The following is a 15,407-nucleotide window of genomic DNA, read 5'->3' as shown; positions in this document are numbered from 1 at the left end:
TATTGCGGTTCCTAGTTCTCTCTAGGACACGCGCTAGAGAGCGGGATATTCGTCTACTCGGCTTGTACCGTCGATGGGCATGGACCCCGTGCGCAATCCGTATGCCCCCGGTGCCGGTCAACGCCCGCCGGAACTCGCCGGGCGCGACAAGCAGATCGACGCCTTCGACGTCGTTCTCGAGCGAATTGCGCGTGGCCGCCCGGAACGAAGTGTTGTCCTCACCGGATTGCGTGGCGTCGGCAAGACCGTCCTGCTCAATCAGTTGCGTTCGGCCGCGATCTCCCGAAGCTGGGGGACAGGCAAGATCGAGGCGCGCCCCGATCAGGATTTACGACGCCCACTCTCGTCAGCGCTCCACATGGCAGTCCGAGAGATCGCGGTCTCCCATCGCGATCCGGAGCGGGTCGAGCAGTTCCTCGGAGTCCTCAAATCGTTTGCCCTACGCGCCACTGCGGACAAGGGAATGCGCGAGCGCTGGCAACCAGGCATCGACGCACCTGCGATCAAAGGTCGCGCGGACAGCGGCGACATCGAGATCGACCTGGTCGAGTTGCTGCTCGACGCGTCGGCGCTGGCCAGGGATGTCGGCGTCGGGATCGCAATCTTCATCGACGAGATGCAGGACCTCGGTGCCGCGGATGTCTCGGCGATCTGCGGGGCCTGCCACGAGTTGAGTCAGGACGCGGCACCGCTGATCGTCGTCGGTGCGGGGCTTCCACATCTACCTGCTGTGCTGTCGGCGTCGAAAAGCTACTCGGAGCGCCTGTTCAGCTACCACCGGATCGACCGCCTCGAGCGTGAAGCTGCAGATCAGGCACTGATTGCACCTGCCGAGCGTGAGGACGTCGAGTTCACCGAATCCGCGCTCGACGCTCTGTACGAAGCGGCTGACGGGTACCCGTACTTCGTTCAGGCCTACGGAAAAGCCACGTGGGATGTGGCGGCGTCGAGTCCTATCACGGCAGAAGACGTGCGCGTCGGCGCGCCGACGGCTGAGGAAGAACTCGCTGTCGGTTTCTTCGGATCGCGATACGAGCGAGCAACGCCCGCGGAGCGTGAGTACATGCGCGCCATGGCCGATCTCGCCGGTGACGACGGACCCGTCGCAACCGCGAAGATCGCCGTCGAGTTGGGGCGCAAACCGGCTTCCCTGTCGCCGGCACGCGATGGACTGATCAAGAAGGGACTGATCTATTCGGCAGAACGTGGATCCATCGGATTCACGGTCCCGCACTTCGGCCGATACCTGCGCGGACAAGCGGAGTGAACGCGCTCGAAACCGCGTGGGATCGGGTGGCGGCGCTCAGTCCCAATCCGCCGGCCTGGGTGGTTCAACTGGCCGCGTTGATCGCCGTGATCATCGTTCTCGAACCGCACCTGTGGCGGATCGCCCGCAACGTCGTCACCATCGCACACGAGGGCGCTCATCTGATCGTCGCAGTCCTGGTCGGTCGACGGTTGAAAGGTCTTCGCCTGCATTCGGATACGTCGGGTGTTGCTATTTCGTCGGGCAAACCGACCGGCTTCGGCGTCATTCTGATGACGTTCGCGGGTTACGTCGGTCCGTCGATTCTCGGACTCGGCGCGGCCGGGTTGTTGGGCGCGCAGCGTGCGGTCTCGGTGCTGTGGATCGGCGTATTCGTCATTGCGGTGATGATGGTCCTGATCCGAAACCTCTACGGAGTCTTCTCACTTGCAGTCGTGGGAGCCGTGTTGTTCGGGCTCGTCTGGTGGGGGACCCAGGAGCAGCAAGTGGCCGCAGCGTACTTCCTGACGCTCTTCCTCCTCTTTGCCGGACCACGCCCGGTCGTGGAACTTCAACGGCAGCGAATGCGACGAGGCGGGGCACCGGACTCGGACGCCGACCAATTGGCCAGGCTCTCACCGATACCCGCGATCGTCTGGGTCGGGTTGTTCCTGCTCGTGAACGTCGCGGTGCTCGTGCTCGGCGGATGGTGGATTCTGCGCCCGGTGGGTGGCTGACCGGATTGATCCGTTGTCCCGTCAGGACAACGGACCAACGATTGTTGATGCTCTGCGGACGTAGTCATCGCATGAAGGCGCTCATATCGTGGAAGTCGACGAGTGGTCGTGTGGGGACTTCACACGGCCACACCCGCAACGACGAAGACCGTCGACGATGACAAGGATTCGTTTTGGACTACAAGAACTTCCGCGGGCGAACCGCGATCATGTCCGGGGGAAGCCGTGGCATCGGACTTGCCATCGCCCGTGCGATAGCGCGCCGCGGCGGAAACATCGTGTTGCTCGCCAAGACCGATACGCCGGATCCCAGGCTGCCCGGAACTATCCACACGGCTGTGGACGAGTTGAACGAGCTCGAGGGTCATGCCGTTCCGGTCGTCGGCGACGTGAGGAACGACGACGACATCGCGCGGGCCGTGGCTGCAGCGGTAGAGCACTTCGGTGGCATCGACATCGTGGTCAACAACGCGAGCGTCCTCGACATCTCGAAAACCGAAGATCTCGCGATGAAGCGATTCGATCTGATGCAGCAGGTCAACGTCCGTGGCACCTTCGCGCTCACCCGCGCGTGCCTTCCGTACCTTCGGGTTTCGGCCAACGCGCACGTATTGACGCTGTCGCCACCGCTCAACTTTTCGCCGCACTGGTTGGGTGCTCATCCGGGCTACATGCTGGCCAAATACGGAATGACATTGGCGGCCTTGGGCATCGCCGCAGAGTATTCAGGTGCACCGATTTCGAGTAATTGCCTGTGGCCGGAGACCATGATCGCCACGGCCGCCGTCGGAAACCTGCTCGGGGGAGACGACAGTATCGATCACTCGCGTTCACCCGAGATCATGGCCGATGCGGCTGTCGAGATTCTCGGGCGTCCCGCCGGCACGGATACCGGTCGTACGGTGCTCGACGTCGAGATCTTGCGCGAGGCGGGGATCTCGGATTTCTCGCAGTACGGCGGTCAGTCACCGTTGGCGATCGACATCTTCGTCGACGCTCCAATTTCGTGATCTCGGGCGATCTACAGGTATCTAGCCAAATCGCTAGATACCTGTAGATCTTCCTCACGCCACTTCGTGCTCGCCGCCCGGGGCAACCTTCTGAAGTCCGCGATATGCGTCGCTGGCACTTTGGCGACCGCCGATGACGGCCTCGACCTCCGCGGCAATCGGCATGTCGACACCGTATTCACGGGCCAGATCCATGACGGTGGGGGCAGTCTTCACGCCCTCGGCAACCTGGCCGAGCTTGGCGACCGCCTCCTCGACGGTCAATCCCTGCGCCAGAGCTTCGCCGACGCGACGATTGCGAGAAGTCGGAGCCATGCAGGTGGCAATCAGATCGCCGACGCCCGTCAAGCCGGCAAAGGTGCGCGGGTTGGCGCCCATCGCTTCACCGAGTCGAGTCATCTCGGCGAGGCCGCGTGCGAGCACCATCGCACGAGTGTTGTCACCGACTCCCAGGCCGTCGGCCATGCCCGAGGCGATGGCAACGATGTTCTTGAGGATGCCGCCGAGTTCGCAGCCGAGCACGTCGGTGTTGCGGTAGACGCGGAAGACCGACGACGCGAACAGGGGTTGCAGCGCGGCGGCGACGCGATCGTCCTGGGTCGCCACGACCGATGCCGCGGCCATGCCGTCGACGATCTCTTTGGCGATGTTGGGGCCCGCGAGCAATCCGACGGGATGGCCGGGCAGGCACTCGGCGATCACTTCGGTGGGACGCTGCCGGGTGCCGGGCTCGAGGCCCTTGGACAGTGACAACACCGGGACCCACGCCCGAACCTCGTTGGCGATCTCGGCGAGGGTGGAGCGAACGGCGTGCGATGGCACCCCGCACACGAGTACGTCCGCTTCTCGGGCGGCTTCGACCAGATCCGAGGTTGCCTTGAGCCCCTTGGGAAGTTTGCGCTCACCAAGGTATTTGGAGTTGGTCCGTTGCGAATTGATCTCGTCGGCTGCTTCGGAATTGCGTGCCCACAACAGGGTCGGGGTGTTGCGGGCAGCGAGGCCGGCCACCGTGGTTCCCCACGATCCGGCACCGAGGACGACGACGCGTACCGGGCGGGCCATCAGAGTGCGCTGTTCTGGGTAGCGAGTGCTGTCATGGCGCCAAGCGTTCCACTTGCGGAGCAGTTGCGGGCCAATTCCGCCGAGTCTGTGGCTCGACTTACAGATGAGGCGGCGGTTCGGGGCTTTCGCGCATTGTTTCGACCGCTTCTGCGGATTCCGCGACGATCGAGCGCATGGCGGCTTCCGCGGCGTCGGCGTCCCCGGCCTGAATAGCAGATGCGACCACTCCGTGCAGGTGAATCGCTTCGGGGTCGGCCTCGTGGGGCATCAACGAGTGGCGGGTGCGGCCTTCGAGTATCTCGACGACGATCTGCGACATCGCCCGCAGCATCGGGTTACCGGAGGCGGCGAGCAGGGTGCGGTGGAAGTCGGAGTCATGGCCGAGATAGGCGCCGGTATCGGCAGCGCGAGAGGTAGCTGACATGCCGATGACGGCTGCAGTGAGAGCGCCGCACTGCTCAGGTGTGGCGCGAGTTGCGGCGAGTCGCGCAGCCAGAGGTTCGATGCCGGAACGGAGTTCGCTGAGGATAGACAGCTGCTCGAACCGATCAGGACCGGCCAGTTGCCAGCGGATGACATTGGGGTCGAGCGAGTTCCAGTGTTCGGAGCCCAGGATGGTGATTCCGACGCGTCGACGAACCGAGGCAAGTCCGAGGGATTCGAGAACGCGGACAACTTCGCGGATGACGGTTCGCGACACGTCGTAGCGCGTTGCCACCTCGTCGGCGGAGATCGTGGTACCCGGAGCGAGCACACCACCGACTATGTCTTGGCCGAGCTGTTCCAGCATCGAGTCGTGTAACTGCTGAAACGGGACAGAAGGCATACGTAGATCGTCCCATGCGTATGGAGTAAGCCCGGTGGAAGCCGAATAAATACTACAAATTAGTGTCTGCTCTTGAAATTGTAGGTTAATTAAGGAACAGTGACCTCAATCACTCATCGGACTGGGAGTCCCTATGAACACCACAGCATTGCTGGCGGCCGAGGTCGTCCCCGCTGGTAGCGACGCACGATTGATCATCGCTGCAGTCGCCGGCGTCGCGGTTATCATCGCGCTGATCACCTGGCTCGACCTGCACCCCTTCCTCGCACTGTCCATCGGTGCGGTTGGTGTCGGTCTGGCGGCCGGCCTCGGATCGGCCGAGTCGGTCGCGGCGTTCGCCACCGGCTTCGGGTCGACCATGGGAAGCGTCGGAATCCTGATCGGTTTCGGCGCGATGTTCGGCAAACTCCTCGCCGATTCCGGCGGTGCCGACCGAGTGGTCGACACGCTGGTCGGCCGCTCCAGCACCAAGGCGCTTCCGTGGACCATGGCTCTGGTCGGCGCAGTGATCGGTCTGCCGATGTTCTTCGAAATCGGTCTCGTCCTGTTGATGCCGGTCATCATCCTCGTCGCGCGGCGTTCCGGCTTGTCCCTGATGCGCATCGCGATCCCCACCCTCGCCGGCCTCTCGGCCATGCACGGGTTGGTTCCCCCGCACCCAGGGCCGCTGGTTGCAGTCTCGGCTTTGAACGCAAACCTCGGCCTCACCCTCGCGCTCGGTGTCCTCGTCGCGATCCCCACTGTTGTTCTCGCCGGACCGGTCTTCAGTAAGTACGCCGCGCGGTGGGTCGACGTGAAGGTCCCGGATCTTTTTGTCACAGGCGAAGATCGAGGCGAGGAAGAGAAGAAGCAGCGTCCCTCGTTCGCGGCTACTCTCGCAGCGATCCTCCTGCCGGTTGTTCTCATGCTGGGCAAGGCATTTGCAGACGTGATCGCACCCGATTCCGAGGCACTACCCAAGTCCGTCCTCGACTTCCTCGGAACACCCGTTGTGGCTTTGGGTCTCGCGGTTCTGGTTGGAATGGTGCTGTTGGGTCGCGGCGGCGGAATGGACCGCAAGGCCATCTCGAAGTCACTCGAGAGTTCCCTACCTCCCATCGCAGGCATCTTGTTGATCGTCGGCGCCGGTGGCGGTTTCAAGCAGGTCCTGATCGACACCGGTATCGCCGGAGTGATCGCCGACGCGATCAAGGGCAGCAGCCTCCCCGTGCTGTTCCTGGCCTGGCTGGTAGCGGTATTGATCCGCGTCGCAACGGGTTCGGCAACGGTGGCAACGGTGACGGCGTCGGGCATCCTCGCTCCGGTTGCGGCAGACCTCTCGTCCGCACATGTCTCGCTGATGGTCTTGGCGATCGGTGCGGGCTCGCTCTTCCTCTCGCACGTCAACGACGCCGGATTCTGGTTGGTGAAGGAGTATCTGGGCGTCAGCGTGGTACAGAACCTCAAGACCTGGACCGTGATGGAATGCATCATCTCGGTATCGGGCCTGGCCGGAGTGCTCGTGTTGAGCGCATTCATCTAGGTAGGCGAGCACATGAACAGCGAAGCGGCACAGCAGAAGCAGTATCCCGTGCTCGTCCTGATGGGTGTCTCGGGTTCGGGAAAGTCGACGGTCGGCGGCATGCTCGCCGGAGCGATGGGTTGGGACCTTCAAGAAGGCGACGATCTCCACCCGCAGGCGAACATCGACAAGATGGCGACCGGGCATCCGTTGAACGACGAAGACCGCTGGCCCTGGCTCGACAAGATCGCCGTCTGGATCAAGAGCCATACCGACGCCGGTCAGCCGGGCATCGTCACGTGTTCGGCACTCAAGCGCAGCTACCGCGACGTGCTTCGCGGTGAGCACGTCGTGTTCGTGCACCTCGCCGGTTCGCGGGATCAGATCGGCCAGCGATTGACCGCTCGCCTCGATCACTACATGCCCGCCTCGCTGCTCGACTCCCAGATCTCGACACTCGAGGCCGTCGACCCGGACGAACAGGCCATCGTCGTCGACGTGGGCGGGAGTCCCGCCAAGATCGCGGAGGAGATCCTGCGACGCGTGGAGACATTCGAATACTGAGCAAGCCCGGCGTGTAAGCACCCGAGGTTCGGGTTACGGTGCTTGGGTGACTGCTGCTGAAGAAGGCCACGACGTCGATCAATTGCGTGTCGATGCCCAAGCGCGTCTGGAAGTCGCGGTGGGTGAGGGGCGTTTGACCCTCGAGGAGTACTCGGACAAGGCGGCAGTGGTGTGGTCGCCCACCGCAGATCGAGGGCAGCTCGAGCAGATCGTGCCGTTCAGTGCGGCACCACCTGCTGTGGTGTCGCCGCCGCAAGCAACGATCGTCGGTGTCTTCGGTGACACGAAGCGCTCCGGCCGTTGGTCTTTGGCGAAAAAGACACTCGCTCTGCTGTTGTTCGGGGACGTCAAGTTCGATCTGCGATCGGCAACCATCACAGCGTCCTCCTCGACGATCACCATCGTGTCGATCTTCGGGGACACGAGGCTGCGGGTTCCGGAGGGTGTTTCAGTCGAGTTGGGTGGCTTCGACCTTTTCGGAGATCGGGAATTCGACGGGGGTCGACAGGATCCCGGCCCAGGTGCACCGGTTATTCGTGTCGTCGCGTATTCGTTGTTCGGCGATCTCACCGTGCGTACCGGCTAGCTCGGACGCCGTGACCGACTTCGACTTCCACAGCGTCTGGACGCTTCCTGCCTCTGCTGACCGCGTCTACGAGGTTCTCGCGGATGCCGAACGGTATTCGCAGTGGTGGCCTCAGATACGCCGAGTCTGGACGATCGACGAGCATTCAGGCTCCATGTCCATCCGCAGCGCTGTCCCTCTGACGCTGCTGGTCTTCGGGCGACGCGAGGTGGAAGACTCAGTTGACCGCTTTCTGAAAGTGCGTCTCACCGGCGCAATGACCGGGTGGAGTAGCTGGGCGGTGCGCCCCGCTGGATCTGGTTGCACAGCCGAATTTCGGCAACAGGTAGCGGTGTCCGGAGCGCTTGGTCTGGCCGCGAAGGTCGCGAAGCCGCTGTTCGAGTGGAATCATGAAGCGATGATGCGTGGAGGGCACCGCGGACTGTGCGCATATCTCTCCCGGCCGTGATCGCGACCAGAACTTGCACACGCTCGAGCAATTGATCCATACCCGTCGTGTCATTTTGACGCAGCGTCAGTTATCGTTCACATCAGCAGCCGACAAGTATGTGTAACTCAAATGCACAAAACGGCTTGACCTGGGAGGACGCTATGCGGACGCGAGATTCGACGGTATGGCATTGGAACGTGAGTCCGCGAGCGCGGGTTATCTTCTGCCTGACCAGGACGTTCGTGAAGCCGATGTTCACCCTCTGGCCGACCACCGAACGTGGTATCCGCCAACTCGAGCGACTCGATGCGATGGCGGACAAACTGCCGAAGCCGAAGAACCTCGATATCGAGCCTTTCACGCTGGGGGGTGTGCCCAGCGAGAAGGTGCAGCATCCACGCAAAGCGCAGGGCGAGTTGGCCGGCGCCACGATCCTCTACTTCCACGGAGGGGGATTCGTCTTCTGCGGTCTGGCAACGCACCGGGCACTGTGCGGTTTGCTCTCTGCGAAGGCCGGCGTACCGGTGATCTCCGTGCGCTACCGACAGCTGCCGGAAGGTTCCATCGGCACCTCGGTCAAGGACGCAATGGCCGCGTACACCGCGTTGCTCGAGACAGCCGAAGACCCGAACAAGATTGTGGTTGCCGGTGACTCGGCGGGCGGATACCTGGCCATGAAGGTCGCCGAAATTGCCGCACTGCGCGGAATCACGCGGCCCGCTGCCGTGGTGGGATATTCCCCTCTTCTCAACGTGAACCTCGAGGACCATGATCCCGATTTCATGAAACGTGATGCCTACCTACCGATGTCACAGGTGGAAAAGCTCAAGGACCGGTGGCTCGAGGGTCCGGACGAGATTCCTGGTGCGCAGTCGCCGATCAACGCCGACGCCAGTCTGATTCCGCCGTCGTTCCTGGTGTCCGCCGAATACGAACTGATGCGTCCGGACGTCGAGATCATGACCGAAAACTTGATCAAGGCAGGACAAGCCGTCGAGACGCACATCTGGAGTGGGCAGATCCATGCTTTCCCGGTGATCGGGAAAGCTCTTCGGGAGGGGAAGGCGATCGTCGATCTCACGATCAAGTTCCTCGAGCGAACGATGGCATCGCAGAACCAGATCAGCGCCTGACGCTGCTTTTCAGCCGATCGATGTGAGTGTTGCGTAGTCGTCGTTGTCGAGAACGCCGTCGACGACTGCGCGAACTTCCGAGGCGTGCAACGTGATCGAACCGCCGTGATTGTCGAGGAAGGCTGTGTCTGCGGCATCTCGGCCGGTCGAGATGCGCACAAGATTGCTGCGCGGCGCCAATTGCGTTGCATCGACCACGCGCCAGACGTGGTCGATATTGGCTTCGACTACGGCGTGAAAATCCATCGGATCGCAGCCCGGCGCGTAGACGGCCACCAGTCGAGCGGGAATCCCCACGGCGCGCAGCAGTGAGATGGTCAGGTGCGAGTAGTCGCGGCACACTCCGGCGCCGGCGAGCAAGGTGTCGACCGCACTGTCGGTGCCGCGACTGGTGCCGGGAACATAACTCAAATGTGTACTCACCCAGCGAGTGACTTCGAGGAGGAGTTCGGCCGGGGGAGTGGCGAGATCGAATTGCCCGGCGACAAAACCGAAGAACTTGTCGGCCTCGGCATACCGGCTGGGGCGCAGATATTTCGACACGTCGTAGTCGCTGACCGACGCCGGTTCTTCGCGGCCGATGACGGTTGCGTCGTAGCTGACGATCAGTTTGCCTGGGGCACAGTCGAGTAGGTGAATCCGGGTACCGTGTTCGGCGGTGATCTCGCGGGGTTCGAGCGGATTGCCGTCATGGACGAACGACATCGTTTCCAGCAGTTCGACACCCGGCGCGCGCGTCACCGCGATCTTGAACTCCAGGTTGGTCGCCTCGTCGATCTCGATGTCGAGCAGGGCGGCGACGGTACGTTTCATCGGGCCATCTTTACACCGAATACGGACACCCACCACCTGGGAGGATTGTGACGTGCGATCAGGCTTCGGGGTAGTCGACGTCGACGCCGCTGCTGAGGTCGCTGCACTCCACCAACTCGACCCCGTTCTTGCGTAGGTAGGTGTTGGCGCCGCCGTCCCCGGTGAGTGACTTTGCAAGCGTCGGCCAGTGGTCGCGTCCGATCAGGACGGGATGGCCGGGTCTTCCGTGAAAGACAGCTCTTCGCAGTATGTTTCGTGATGGGGAAATCTGACGCACGATCCGCGTCACGGTGTCGGCGTTGAGGTCCGGGACGTCGACCAGAGAGATCGCTGCCGCATCTGCGTCGTCGATTCGCATGGCGGCTTCGAGTCCGCAGCGCAGTGACGCGCTCATTCCGTGTTGCCAATCCGATATCACCACAATGACATCGGTGGTGGGCAGTAGTTCGAGGGCGTCCTCTGCCTGCGCGCCGAGCACCACGATGACCGGTGAGAGGCCTGCGGACTGCAGTGTCGTCACCCCGTGGTGGAGCCAAGACTGACCCTCGGTGTTTGTGACGAGCGCTTTGGGTTTGCCCATGCGGGATCCGGCCCCTGCCGCCAGCAGGATCCCGCACGTAGACATGACTATGCTCCGGTGACCCGCGGACGCAGCCACTCGATCAGATCGTTCAGAACTTCTTCCTGCTCAGGCTCGTTGAAGATCTCGTGGTACAGGCCGTCGTACACCTTCAAGGTGACATCCGAAGAGCCGGCCAGATCTGCGACGAGCTTGCTGCCGGCCGGGTCCGTCAAACGGTCGTCCGAGCCGTGTTGAAGCAGTACGGGAATGGTGAGCGAGGGCAGCCGCGCCGGGAAGCCTTCCGCGGCGGTGATCATGCCGCGCGCGATGCCGGCGGGAACCTTGCCGTGGTGAACCAGCGGGTCGGCGTTGTACTTGTCGACGACCTTCTGATCACGCGATACGGCAGCAGCTTCCAGGTTCTCGACGGGCACGTCCGGGAGGTATTTGCCGACGATCTTGCCCAGCTGCATCACGATCTTCGGAGTGCCGGTTGCGATGACCACCGCAGGTCCGGACAGGGCGAGGGCTTTGAGATCGGCCTGATGGTCGAGGGCGTAGGAAAGGGCGATCGCGCCGCCCATGCTGTGCCCGAGCAGGAACTTGTCCTTGCCGGGATGTGCCGCCGTCACGATCGAGAACAACGTGTGGACGTCGTCGGTGAAGTCGGAGAATTCCTTGAGGTGAACGCGCTTGCCGCCAGAGCGTCCGTGCCCGCGATGGTCGGGTGCGTACACGATGAGCCCGAGTTCCCCGAGTCGCGCAGCCACGTGGTCGTAGCGCCTCGCATGTTCGCCGAGTCCGTGGCACAGGACGAGAACCCCGGTGGGTTCGCGGTCCGGTGTCCACACGTCGTAGACGATCTTGGTGCCGGCCACTCCGGTGAACGACGACTCTTCGTGCTGCATTGTTGCGCCCTCTCTGCGACCGGTTCCGGTACGCGGATTCTCACATGCTATTCGCCGCGTGCGCAGGGCGCGGGTGTTCAGGGTGTGAGGTCGTCGAGGAAAATTCGACACTTGTTTGTTACGTCTGGTTACATTAACTTAGGGGCGTGACCGGACAAACCGTTGATCGTTCCGACCCTGTTCCCGCCACCCGCTCGCGCCGATTGTGGCGACCCGCGGTTCGGGCCTTGCTGGACGGCGCGCTACCGCTGATCGACAAGCGAACGGCGGAATCGGTTCGCCCGTTCGATCGGCCCGACATGATGCGTCCGCACCTGGCTTCGCGGAAGTTCGCGTGGACGCACTACGGGATCTTCGTTCCCCGGCTGCCAGGGCCTTTCCGTTACCTCAACACCATGACGTTGATCGGTGCAACCGGGACGGTGGTGTTCGACAACGACTATCTCGCTGCACCCGACGCGCGAAACACCGCAACCGTGCTGAGTTCCACCGCAGCGCCGGGCCATCACTTCTACCGGGCGTACGACGCTGCCGATGAGTGTGCATTCGAAGAAGATGGTTCGCGAATCGCCTTCGGTGACAACCTGATCATCGAGAACAGCTATCCGAACTTCCGTGTCACCGGGCGATACGACTCATTCGACGTCGATCTCGAGATCGTGGCAACGGACCAAGCGTCGTGGTTCGTGCGCAATCCGGTCTACGACCACGTCAGTCTCCTGGCGCAGTGTTCGGGGACGATCTCGAGTCCGGATGGAGCGGTGAGCATTTCGGCTCCGTGCACCGTTGAATACGCGCGGTGCATGACACCACAATCTTTGACTCGCCGCGCCCTTCCCGAGTCGTGGAAGCTCCCGGCTGACTTTTTCACCTACCAGATCGTTCAACTGGACGACCGGCATCAGTTGTTGCTCACCGATGTTCGAGCGTCAGGCGTTACGGCGTGCAAGCTCGCCTACATTCGGACTGTCGACGGTAGTGCGAAGGTCTTCGACGACGTCGAGTTCGACGTGCTCGAGTACGCCGACGCATTGCACGTCGACCCACAGGGTCGCGAGATGCGTGTGCCGCGCGTACTGCGTTGGCAGGTGCGCGATTACGGTAGGACGGTCGTGGAGTTCGAGGCGGAGATCGACTCGGAGTGGCGCTACGGTCACGGCAAGGGATACGTCGGCGCGTACACCTACCGGGGAAGCTTCGACGGTGCGTCGATCAACGGCACCGGTTACATCGAATGGGTGGACTGCGAAGTGTAAGGCCCCTAGGGTGTATCGGTGCCTTTCGTAGACCCCACCGCGCTGACGATTCGTCCGCAGAAGATCCTTGTCGCGGGGACTTCCGGTGCCGGAAAGACGACTCTCGCCGGTCGAATCGGGCGGCTTCTCGAGATCGAACACACTGAGCTGGACTCGCTGTTCCACGGGCCCGACTGGATTCCGCTCGACAGTTTCGAAACCGAAGTACGACGCTTTTCCAGTGAGCCGACCTGGGTGACCGAGTGGCAGTACGGTGCGGTGCGTGAGCTTCTGGCCGAGCGTGCGGACCTGATGCTGTGGTTGGATTTGCCTCGGCGGACGGTGATGCGCCAGGTGATCACACGAACCGTACGTCGGCGTCTGCAGCGAGAGGTGTTGTGGAACCGCAACATGGAACCGCCTCTGCACACCATTCTCTTCGATCCGGATCATGTGGTTCGGTGGGCCTGGCGAAGCGATGGACGCAACGCCGAGCGAATGGCCACGGTTCTTGTCGATGTGCCGTCGTTGCCGATAGTTCGGCTTCGCGGTCGAGAAGAGATCGAGGCTGTGCTCGAAGTCCTCAGCCGTCTGCCCTCAGATCGTTTGAGCTAGGCGAAATCCCAGGTCGTCGATTGCAAACGTCGGATGGCTTCGCCGCCTCACGGTAGCGCCGCAACCGCGCTCGCTTTCGGCCCAACTGCCGCCGCGAAAGATCCGGTACGTGCCGTAAACCTCGGGGTCGTAGAGATCCCAGCACCATTCCCAGACATTGCCGATCATGTCGTACAGGCCCCAGTTGTTGGGTGTCTTGGTTCCGACGGGATGCGCTCTGCCCTCTGAATTGTCGCTGTACCAGGCAATCTCGTCGATCTCGCCGTAGCGGTAGCCGGAGGTGCCGGCCTTGCATGCGTACTGCCACTCGGCCTCGGTGGCGAGCCGGTAGCCAGTTGCGCCCCGGTCCCACTGCGGAGAATCGGTGTCGACGTCTCGATATGCGGGTGTCAGACCGTCCGCGACCGAAAGTGTGTTGCAGGTTGCGATGGCGTCCTTCCATGAAAGGTCGACCGCTGGTTTGCTCGAATCGTCCGACGAATCTCCGTGAAGCAGCGCCCTGGTGGTGAGATGGCGCGCGAGGCGGAAGGATTCGACTCTCGAGGTCCACGCAGTGCCCTTGCGGTCGTCCCGAAGATGCACCTCCCCGGCAGGGATCTCGATCATCAACTCCGCTGCTCCGGTCATACGTCCATCATCGCAGAGGTAGGCGCTCACCCGGGAAGACGCTCGAACGCGGCCTGCGGATCAAGGCCGGTGCGCATGCGCCATGCGGTCAGGGCAAGTCCGAGACACACCACCTGTGCCGGATCGTCGAGGGAAACACCCATCAGCTTCTCGATACGCGTGAGCCGTGCATAAAGCGACTGACGCCGAATGCCGAGGAAATCCGCGGTTCTCGCCTTGCCGCCCCGATGTGCGAGGTACGCGTCGAGCGTTCGGACGAGATCGGCGGAATGTGCTGTGTCGTATGCGATCAGCGAACCGAGTTGCTCGGTTACGAACACGGACAGCGAAGCGGGTGTCGTTCCGGCGGCGAGCAGTCGCTGGACGCCGACGTCCCTCGCGAGGATCACTCCGGTCCGGGAGCCGAAGCGCCGCGCGATCTGGACGACTTCGCGAGCTTGCGCGACCGCAGCCCCGACGCCCGACAGATCCGCGACCGGCGTCGCCACTCCGAGCGTGCGTACCGCGGAACCGCCCGGCCCGCGGCGTAGCAGCTCGTCGGCTTCGGTGAACGCAGTCCGCACTCGAGCGGGGGATGCGGACGCCCACCCGTGCGCGAGCACGATGACGTGATTGGCCGCAGTCCCGACGACACAGGAGCCGAGCACGGCCCGCACGGCGTCGCGTACTTGGTCAGCGAGCTCTCGAACCGGGGTTTGCCGATCGATGTCGACAGCGGCGACGAGGACGTGGTGCCCCTCCGACAACGGCGTCCACCCGGCCGCTGTCAGTCGCTCGGACAAGTCGCCGTGCGATGTGAGCACACCGCCCACCACGTCGGTGATCACCGATTGGGCGAGTGACTGTCTTGGGCCGAGATCGCCGTGACGGCCGAGTTCCAGAGCTACCGCGACGGCGGCGCAGTTTGCGACGGCGGTTCGGCGTGTGGTTGCCGGCCCGCACAGGACAAGTCGACCGAGTGAGTTCGTCGGGCCGCGTACGTCGTGGATAGTGCGTTCGGTCTCGGATCGCTCTGCGCCGGTTGTGCTGCGCTCGACGGTTCTGCCATCCGCGTCGAGCAGATCGACGCCGCACCCCGCGAGTCGTGACACCTTGTCGAGCAGCGCGGTCATGCCCTGGCCTGCAACCACGAGACTCAGAAGTTCTTGCCAGACAGGCTCGCCCGCTTGCGCCGAACCGAGAGTGCGGCGGAGCATGAGGTCGTGAAAGTCTTCGACCATCCGCTCGAAGGGCACTACTGCGTGCAGGGCCAAGAACGCGAGTCCCCGTCGGCGCGAAGCTTCGACGAGTTCGGGAGGGGCCGTGAGGAACGAGCGCCCGACTTCCATCGCGAGTGCGACGCATCCCGCGTCCGCCAATTGGTCGATGTAGGCGGTGAGCTGCTCGGGAGATCGCCCGTGCAGACCGAGGCCCGTGGTCAGAAGGACCTCACCTCCGGACAGCAGCCCACCCATCTCGTACACCTCGGACGAATGGACCCAGCGGACCACCGCGGTATCGACGTCGCCCGCGAGCACCTCGATCGCGGCGGCCTTGAACGAGGGCATCGCAA

At 63.0% G+C, this 15,407-nt stretch carries 17 protein-coding genes; 10 read left to right on the top strand and 7 right to left on the bottom strand.

Annotated features, from left to right (window positions below; translation table 11 throughout):
- Window positions 1-79: 79 nt before the first annotated feature.
- From EHW12_RS26320 to EHW12_RS26310, 3 genes are all read left to right on the top strand, one after another.
- Window positions 80-1,267 (top strand): ATP-binding protein, encoded by a 1,188-nt coding sequence (locus EHW12_RS26320; protein WP_063315718.1) that lies wholly within the window; start codon window positions 80-82, stop codon window positions 1,265-1,267.
- Window positions 1,264-1,983: a M50 family metallopeptidase gene (locus tag EHW12_RS26315; RefSeq protein ID WP_003940327.1), complete on the top strand. Its 720-nt coding sequence runs from the start codon at window positions 1,264-1,266 to the stop codon at window positions 1,981-1,983. The genes EHW12_RS26320 and EHW12_RS26315 overlap by 4 nt, the downstream gene beginning before the upstream one ends.
- A gap of 173 nt (window positions 1,984-2,156) precedes the next feature.
- Complete coding sequence (locus tag EHW12_RS26310) at window positions 2,157-2,993, top strand: NAD(P)-dependent oxidoreductase (RefSeq protein ID WP_125052101.1); 837 nt, start codon at window positions 2,157-2,159, stop codon at window positions 2,991-2,993.
- Window positions 2,994-3,047: 54 nt separating this feature from the next.
- Here the strand turns inward: EHW12_RS26310 and EHW12_RS26305 are convergent, their stop codons facing one another.
- Both EHW12_RS26305 and EHW12_RS26300 read right to left on the bottom strand, forming a co-directional pair.
- Window positions 3,048-4,055 carry an NAD(P)H-dependent glycerol-3-phosphate dehydrogenase gene (locus tag EHW12_RS26305; protein ID WP_003940093.1) on the bottom strand — a complete coding sequence of 336 codons (1,008 nt, stop codon included), beginning with the start codon at window positions 4,053-4,055 and terminating at the stop codon, window positions 3,048-3,050.
- Between the two features lie 97 nt (window positions 4,056-4,152).
- Window positions 4,153-4,881, bottom strand: a complete 729-nt coding sequence (locus EHW12_RS26300) for an FCD domain-containing protein (RefSeq protein WP_030536531.1) — start codon at window positions 4,879-4,881, stop codon at window positions 4,153-4,155.
- A 133-nt stretch (window positions 4,882-5,014) separates the two neighbouring features.
- Between EHW12_RS26300 and EHW12_RS26295 the strand changes: the two genes are divergently transcribed.
- The 5 genes from EHW12_RS26295 to EHW12_RS26275 all read left to right on the top strand — a co-directional run bounded on the left by EHW12_RS26295 (window position 5,015) and on the right by EHW12_RS26275 (window position 9,095).
- Entirely contained in the window at window positions 5,015-6,403 is a 1,389-nt protein-coding gene (locus EHW12_RS26295; RefSeq protein ID WP_003939838.1) for a gluconate:H+ symporter, read from the top strand.
- A 12-nt stretch (window positions 6,404-6,415) separates the two neighbouring features.
- The gene (locus EHW12_RS26290; RefSeq protein ID WP_003940404.1) at window positions 6,416-6,946 is read left to right on the top strand and encodes a gluconokinase; all 531 of its coding nucleotides are present in this window, start codon (window positions 6,416-6,418) and stop codon (window positions 6,944-6,946) included.
- A gap of 46 nt (window positions 6,947-6,992) precedes the next feature.
- On the top strand, window positions 6,993-7,532 hold the full coding sequence (locus tag EHW12_RS26285) for a LiaF domain-containing protein (RefSeq protein ID WP_030536533.1): 540 nt from the start codon (window positions 6,993-6,995) through the stop codon (window positions 7,530-7,532).
- Between the two features lie 10 nt (window positions 7,533-7,542).
- Window positions 7,543-7,980, top strand: a complete 438-nt coding sequence (locus EHW12_RS26280; protein WP_030536534.1) for an SRPBCC family protein — start codon at window positions 7,543-7,545, stop codon at window positions 7,978-7,980.
- A gap of 143 nt (window positions 7,981-8,123) precedes the next feature.
- Window positions 8,124-9,095 (top strand): alpha/beta hydrolase, encoded by a 972-nt coding sequence (locus EHW12_RS26275; protein ID WP_030536535.1) that lies wholly within the window; start codon window positions 8,124-8,126, stop codon window positions 9,093-9,095.
- A 9-nt stretch (window positions 9,096-9,104) separates the two neighbouring features.
- Here EHW12_RS26275 and EHW12_RS26270 read toward each other — a convergent pair whose 3' ends face one another.
- From EHW12_RS26270 to EHW12_RS26260, 3 genes are read right to left on the bottom strand one after another with little or no spacing between them, the layout of a single operon-like run.
- The gene (locus EHW12_RS26270) at window positions 9,105-9,908 is read right to left on the bottom strand and encodes a transglutaminase-like domain-containing protein (protein ID WP_125052099.1); all 804 of its coding nucleotides are present in this window, start codon (window positions 9,906-9,908) and stop codon (window positions 9,105-9,107) included.
- Window positions 9,909-9,966: 58 nt separating this feature from the next.
- Window positions 9,967-10,533, bottom strand: coding sequence for a nucleotidyltransferase family protein (locus tag EHW12_RS26265; RefSeq protein ID WP_042924938.1), 567 nt, complete (start codon window positions 10,531-10,533; stop codon window positions 9,967-9,969).
- 2 nt (window positions 10,534-10,535) lie between these two features.
- Entirely contained in the window at window positions 10,536-11,378 is an 843-nt protein-coding gene (locus tag EHW12_RS26260; RefSeq protein WP_125052097.1) for an alpha/beta hydrolase, read from the bottom strand.
- Window positions 11,379-11,524: 146 nt separating this feature from the next.
- On the opposite strand from EHW12_RS26260, the gene EHW12_RS26255 reads away from it, so the two are divergent.
- On the top strand, window positions 11,525-12,634 hold the full coding sequence (locus tag EHW12_RS26255) for a DUF6670 family protein (protein WP_042924941.1): 1,110 nt from the start codon (window positions 11,525-11,527) through the stop codon (window positions 12,632-12,634).
- 18 nt (window positions 12,635-12,652) lie between these two features.
- Window positions 12,653-13,228, top strand: coding sequence for an AAA family ATPase (locus tag EHW12_RS26250; protein WP_125052095.1), 576 nt, complete (start codon window positions 12,653-12,655; stop codon window positions 13,226-13,228).
- Here EHW12_RS26250 and EHW12_RS26245 read toward each other — a convergent pair.
- Both EHW12_RS26245 and EHW12_RS26240 read right to left on the bottom strand, forming a co-directional pair.
- Complete coding sequence (locus EHW12_RS26245) at window positions 13,211-13,885, bottom strand: SUMF1/EgtB/PvdO family nonheme iron enzyme (RefSeq protein WP_037128695.1); 675 nt, start codon at window positions 13,883-13,885, stop codon at window positions 13,211-13,213. The two genes, EHW12_RS26250 and EHW12_RS26245, sit on opposite strands and share 18 nt — an antisense overlap.
- Window positions 13,882-15,402, bottom strand: a complete 1,521-nt coding sequence (locus EHW12_RS26240; RefSeq protein ID WP_231916016.1) for a PucR family transcriptional regulator — start codon at window positions 15,400-15,402, stop codon at window positions 13,882-13,884. Before EHW12_RS26240 ends, EHW12_RS26245 begins: the two co-directional genes overlap by 4 nt.
- Between the last annotated feature and the right edge of the window lie 5 nt (window positions 15,403-15,407).

It is taken from the genome of Rhodococcus sp. NJ-530 (genome assembly GCF_003860625.1).
Lineage (GTDB): Bacteria > Actinomycetota > Actinomycetes > Mycobacteriales > Mycobacteriaceae > Rhodococcus_F > Rhodococcus_F qingshengii.
This window is presented reverse-complemented; position numbering and strand designations above follow the sequence as displayed.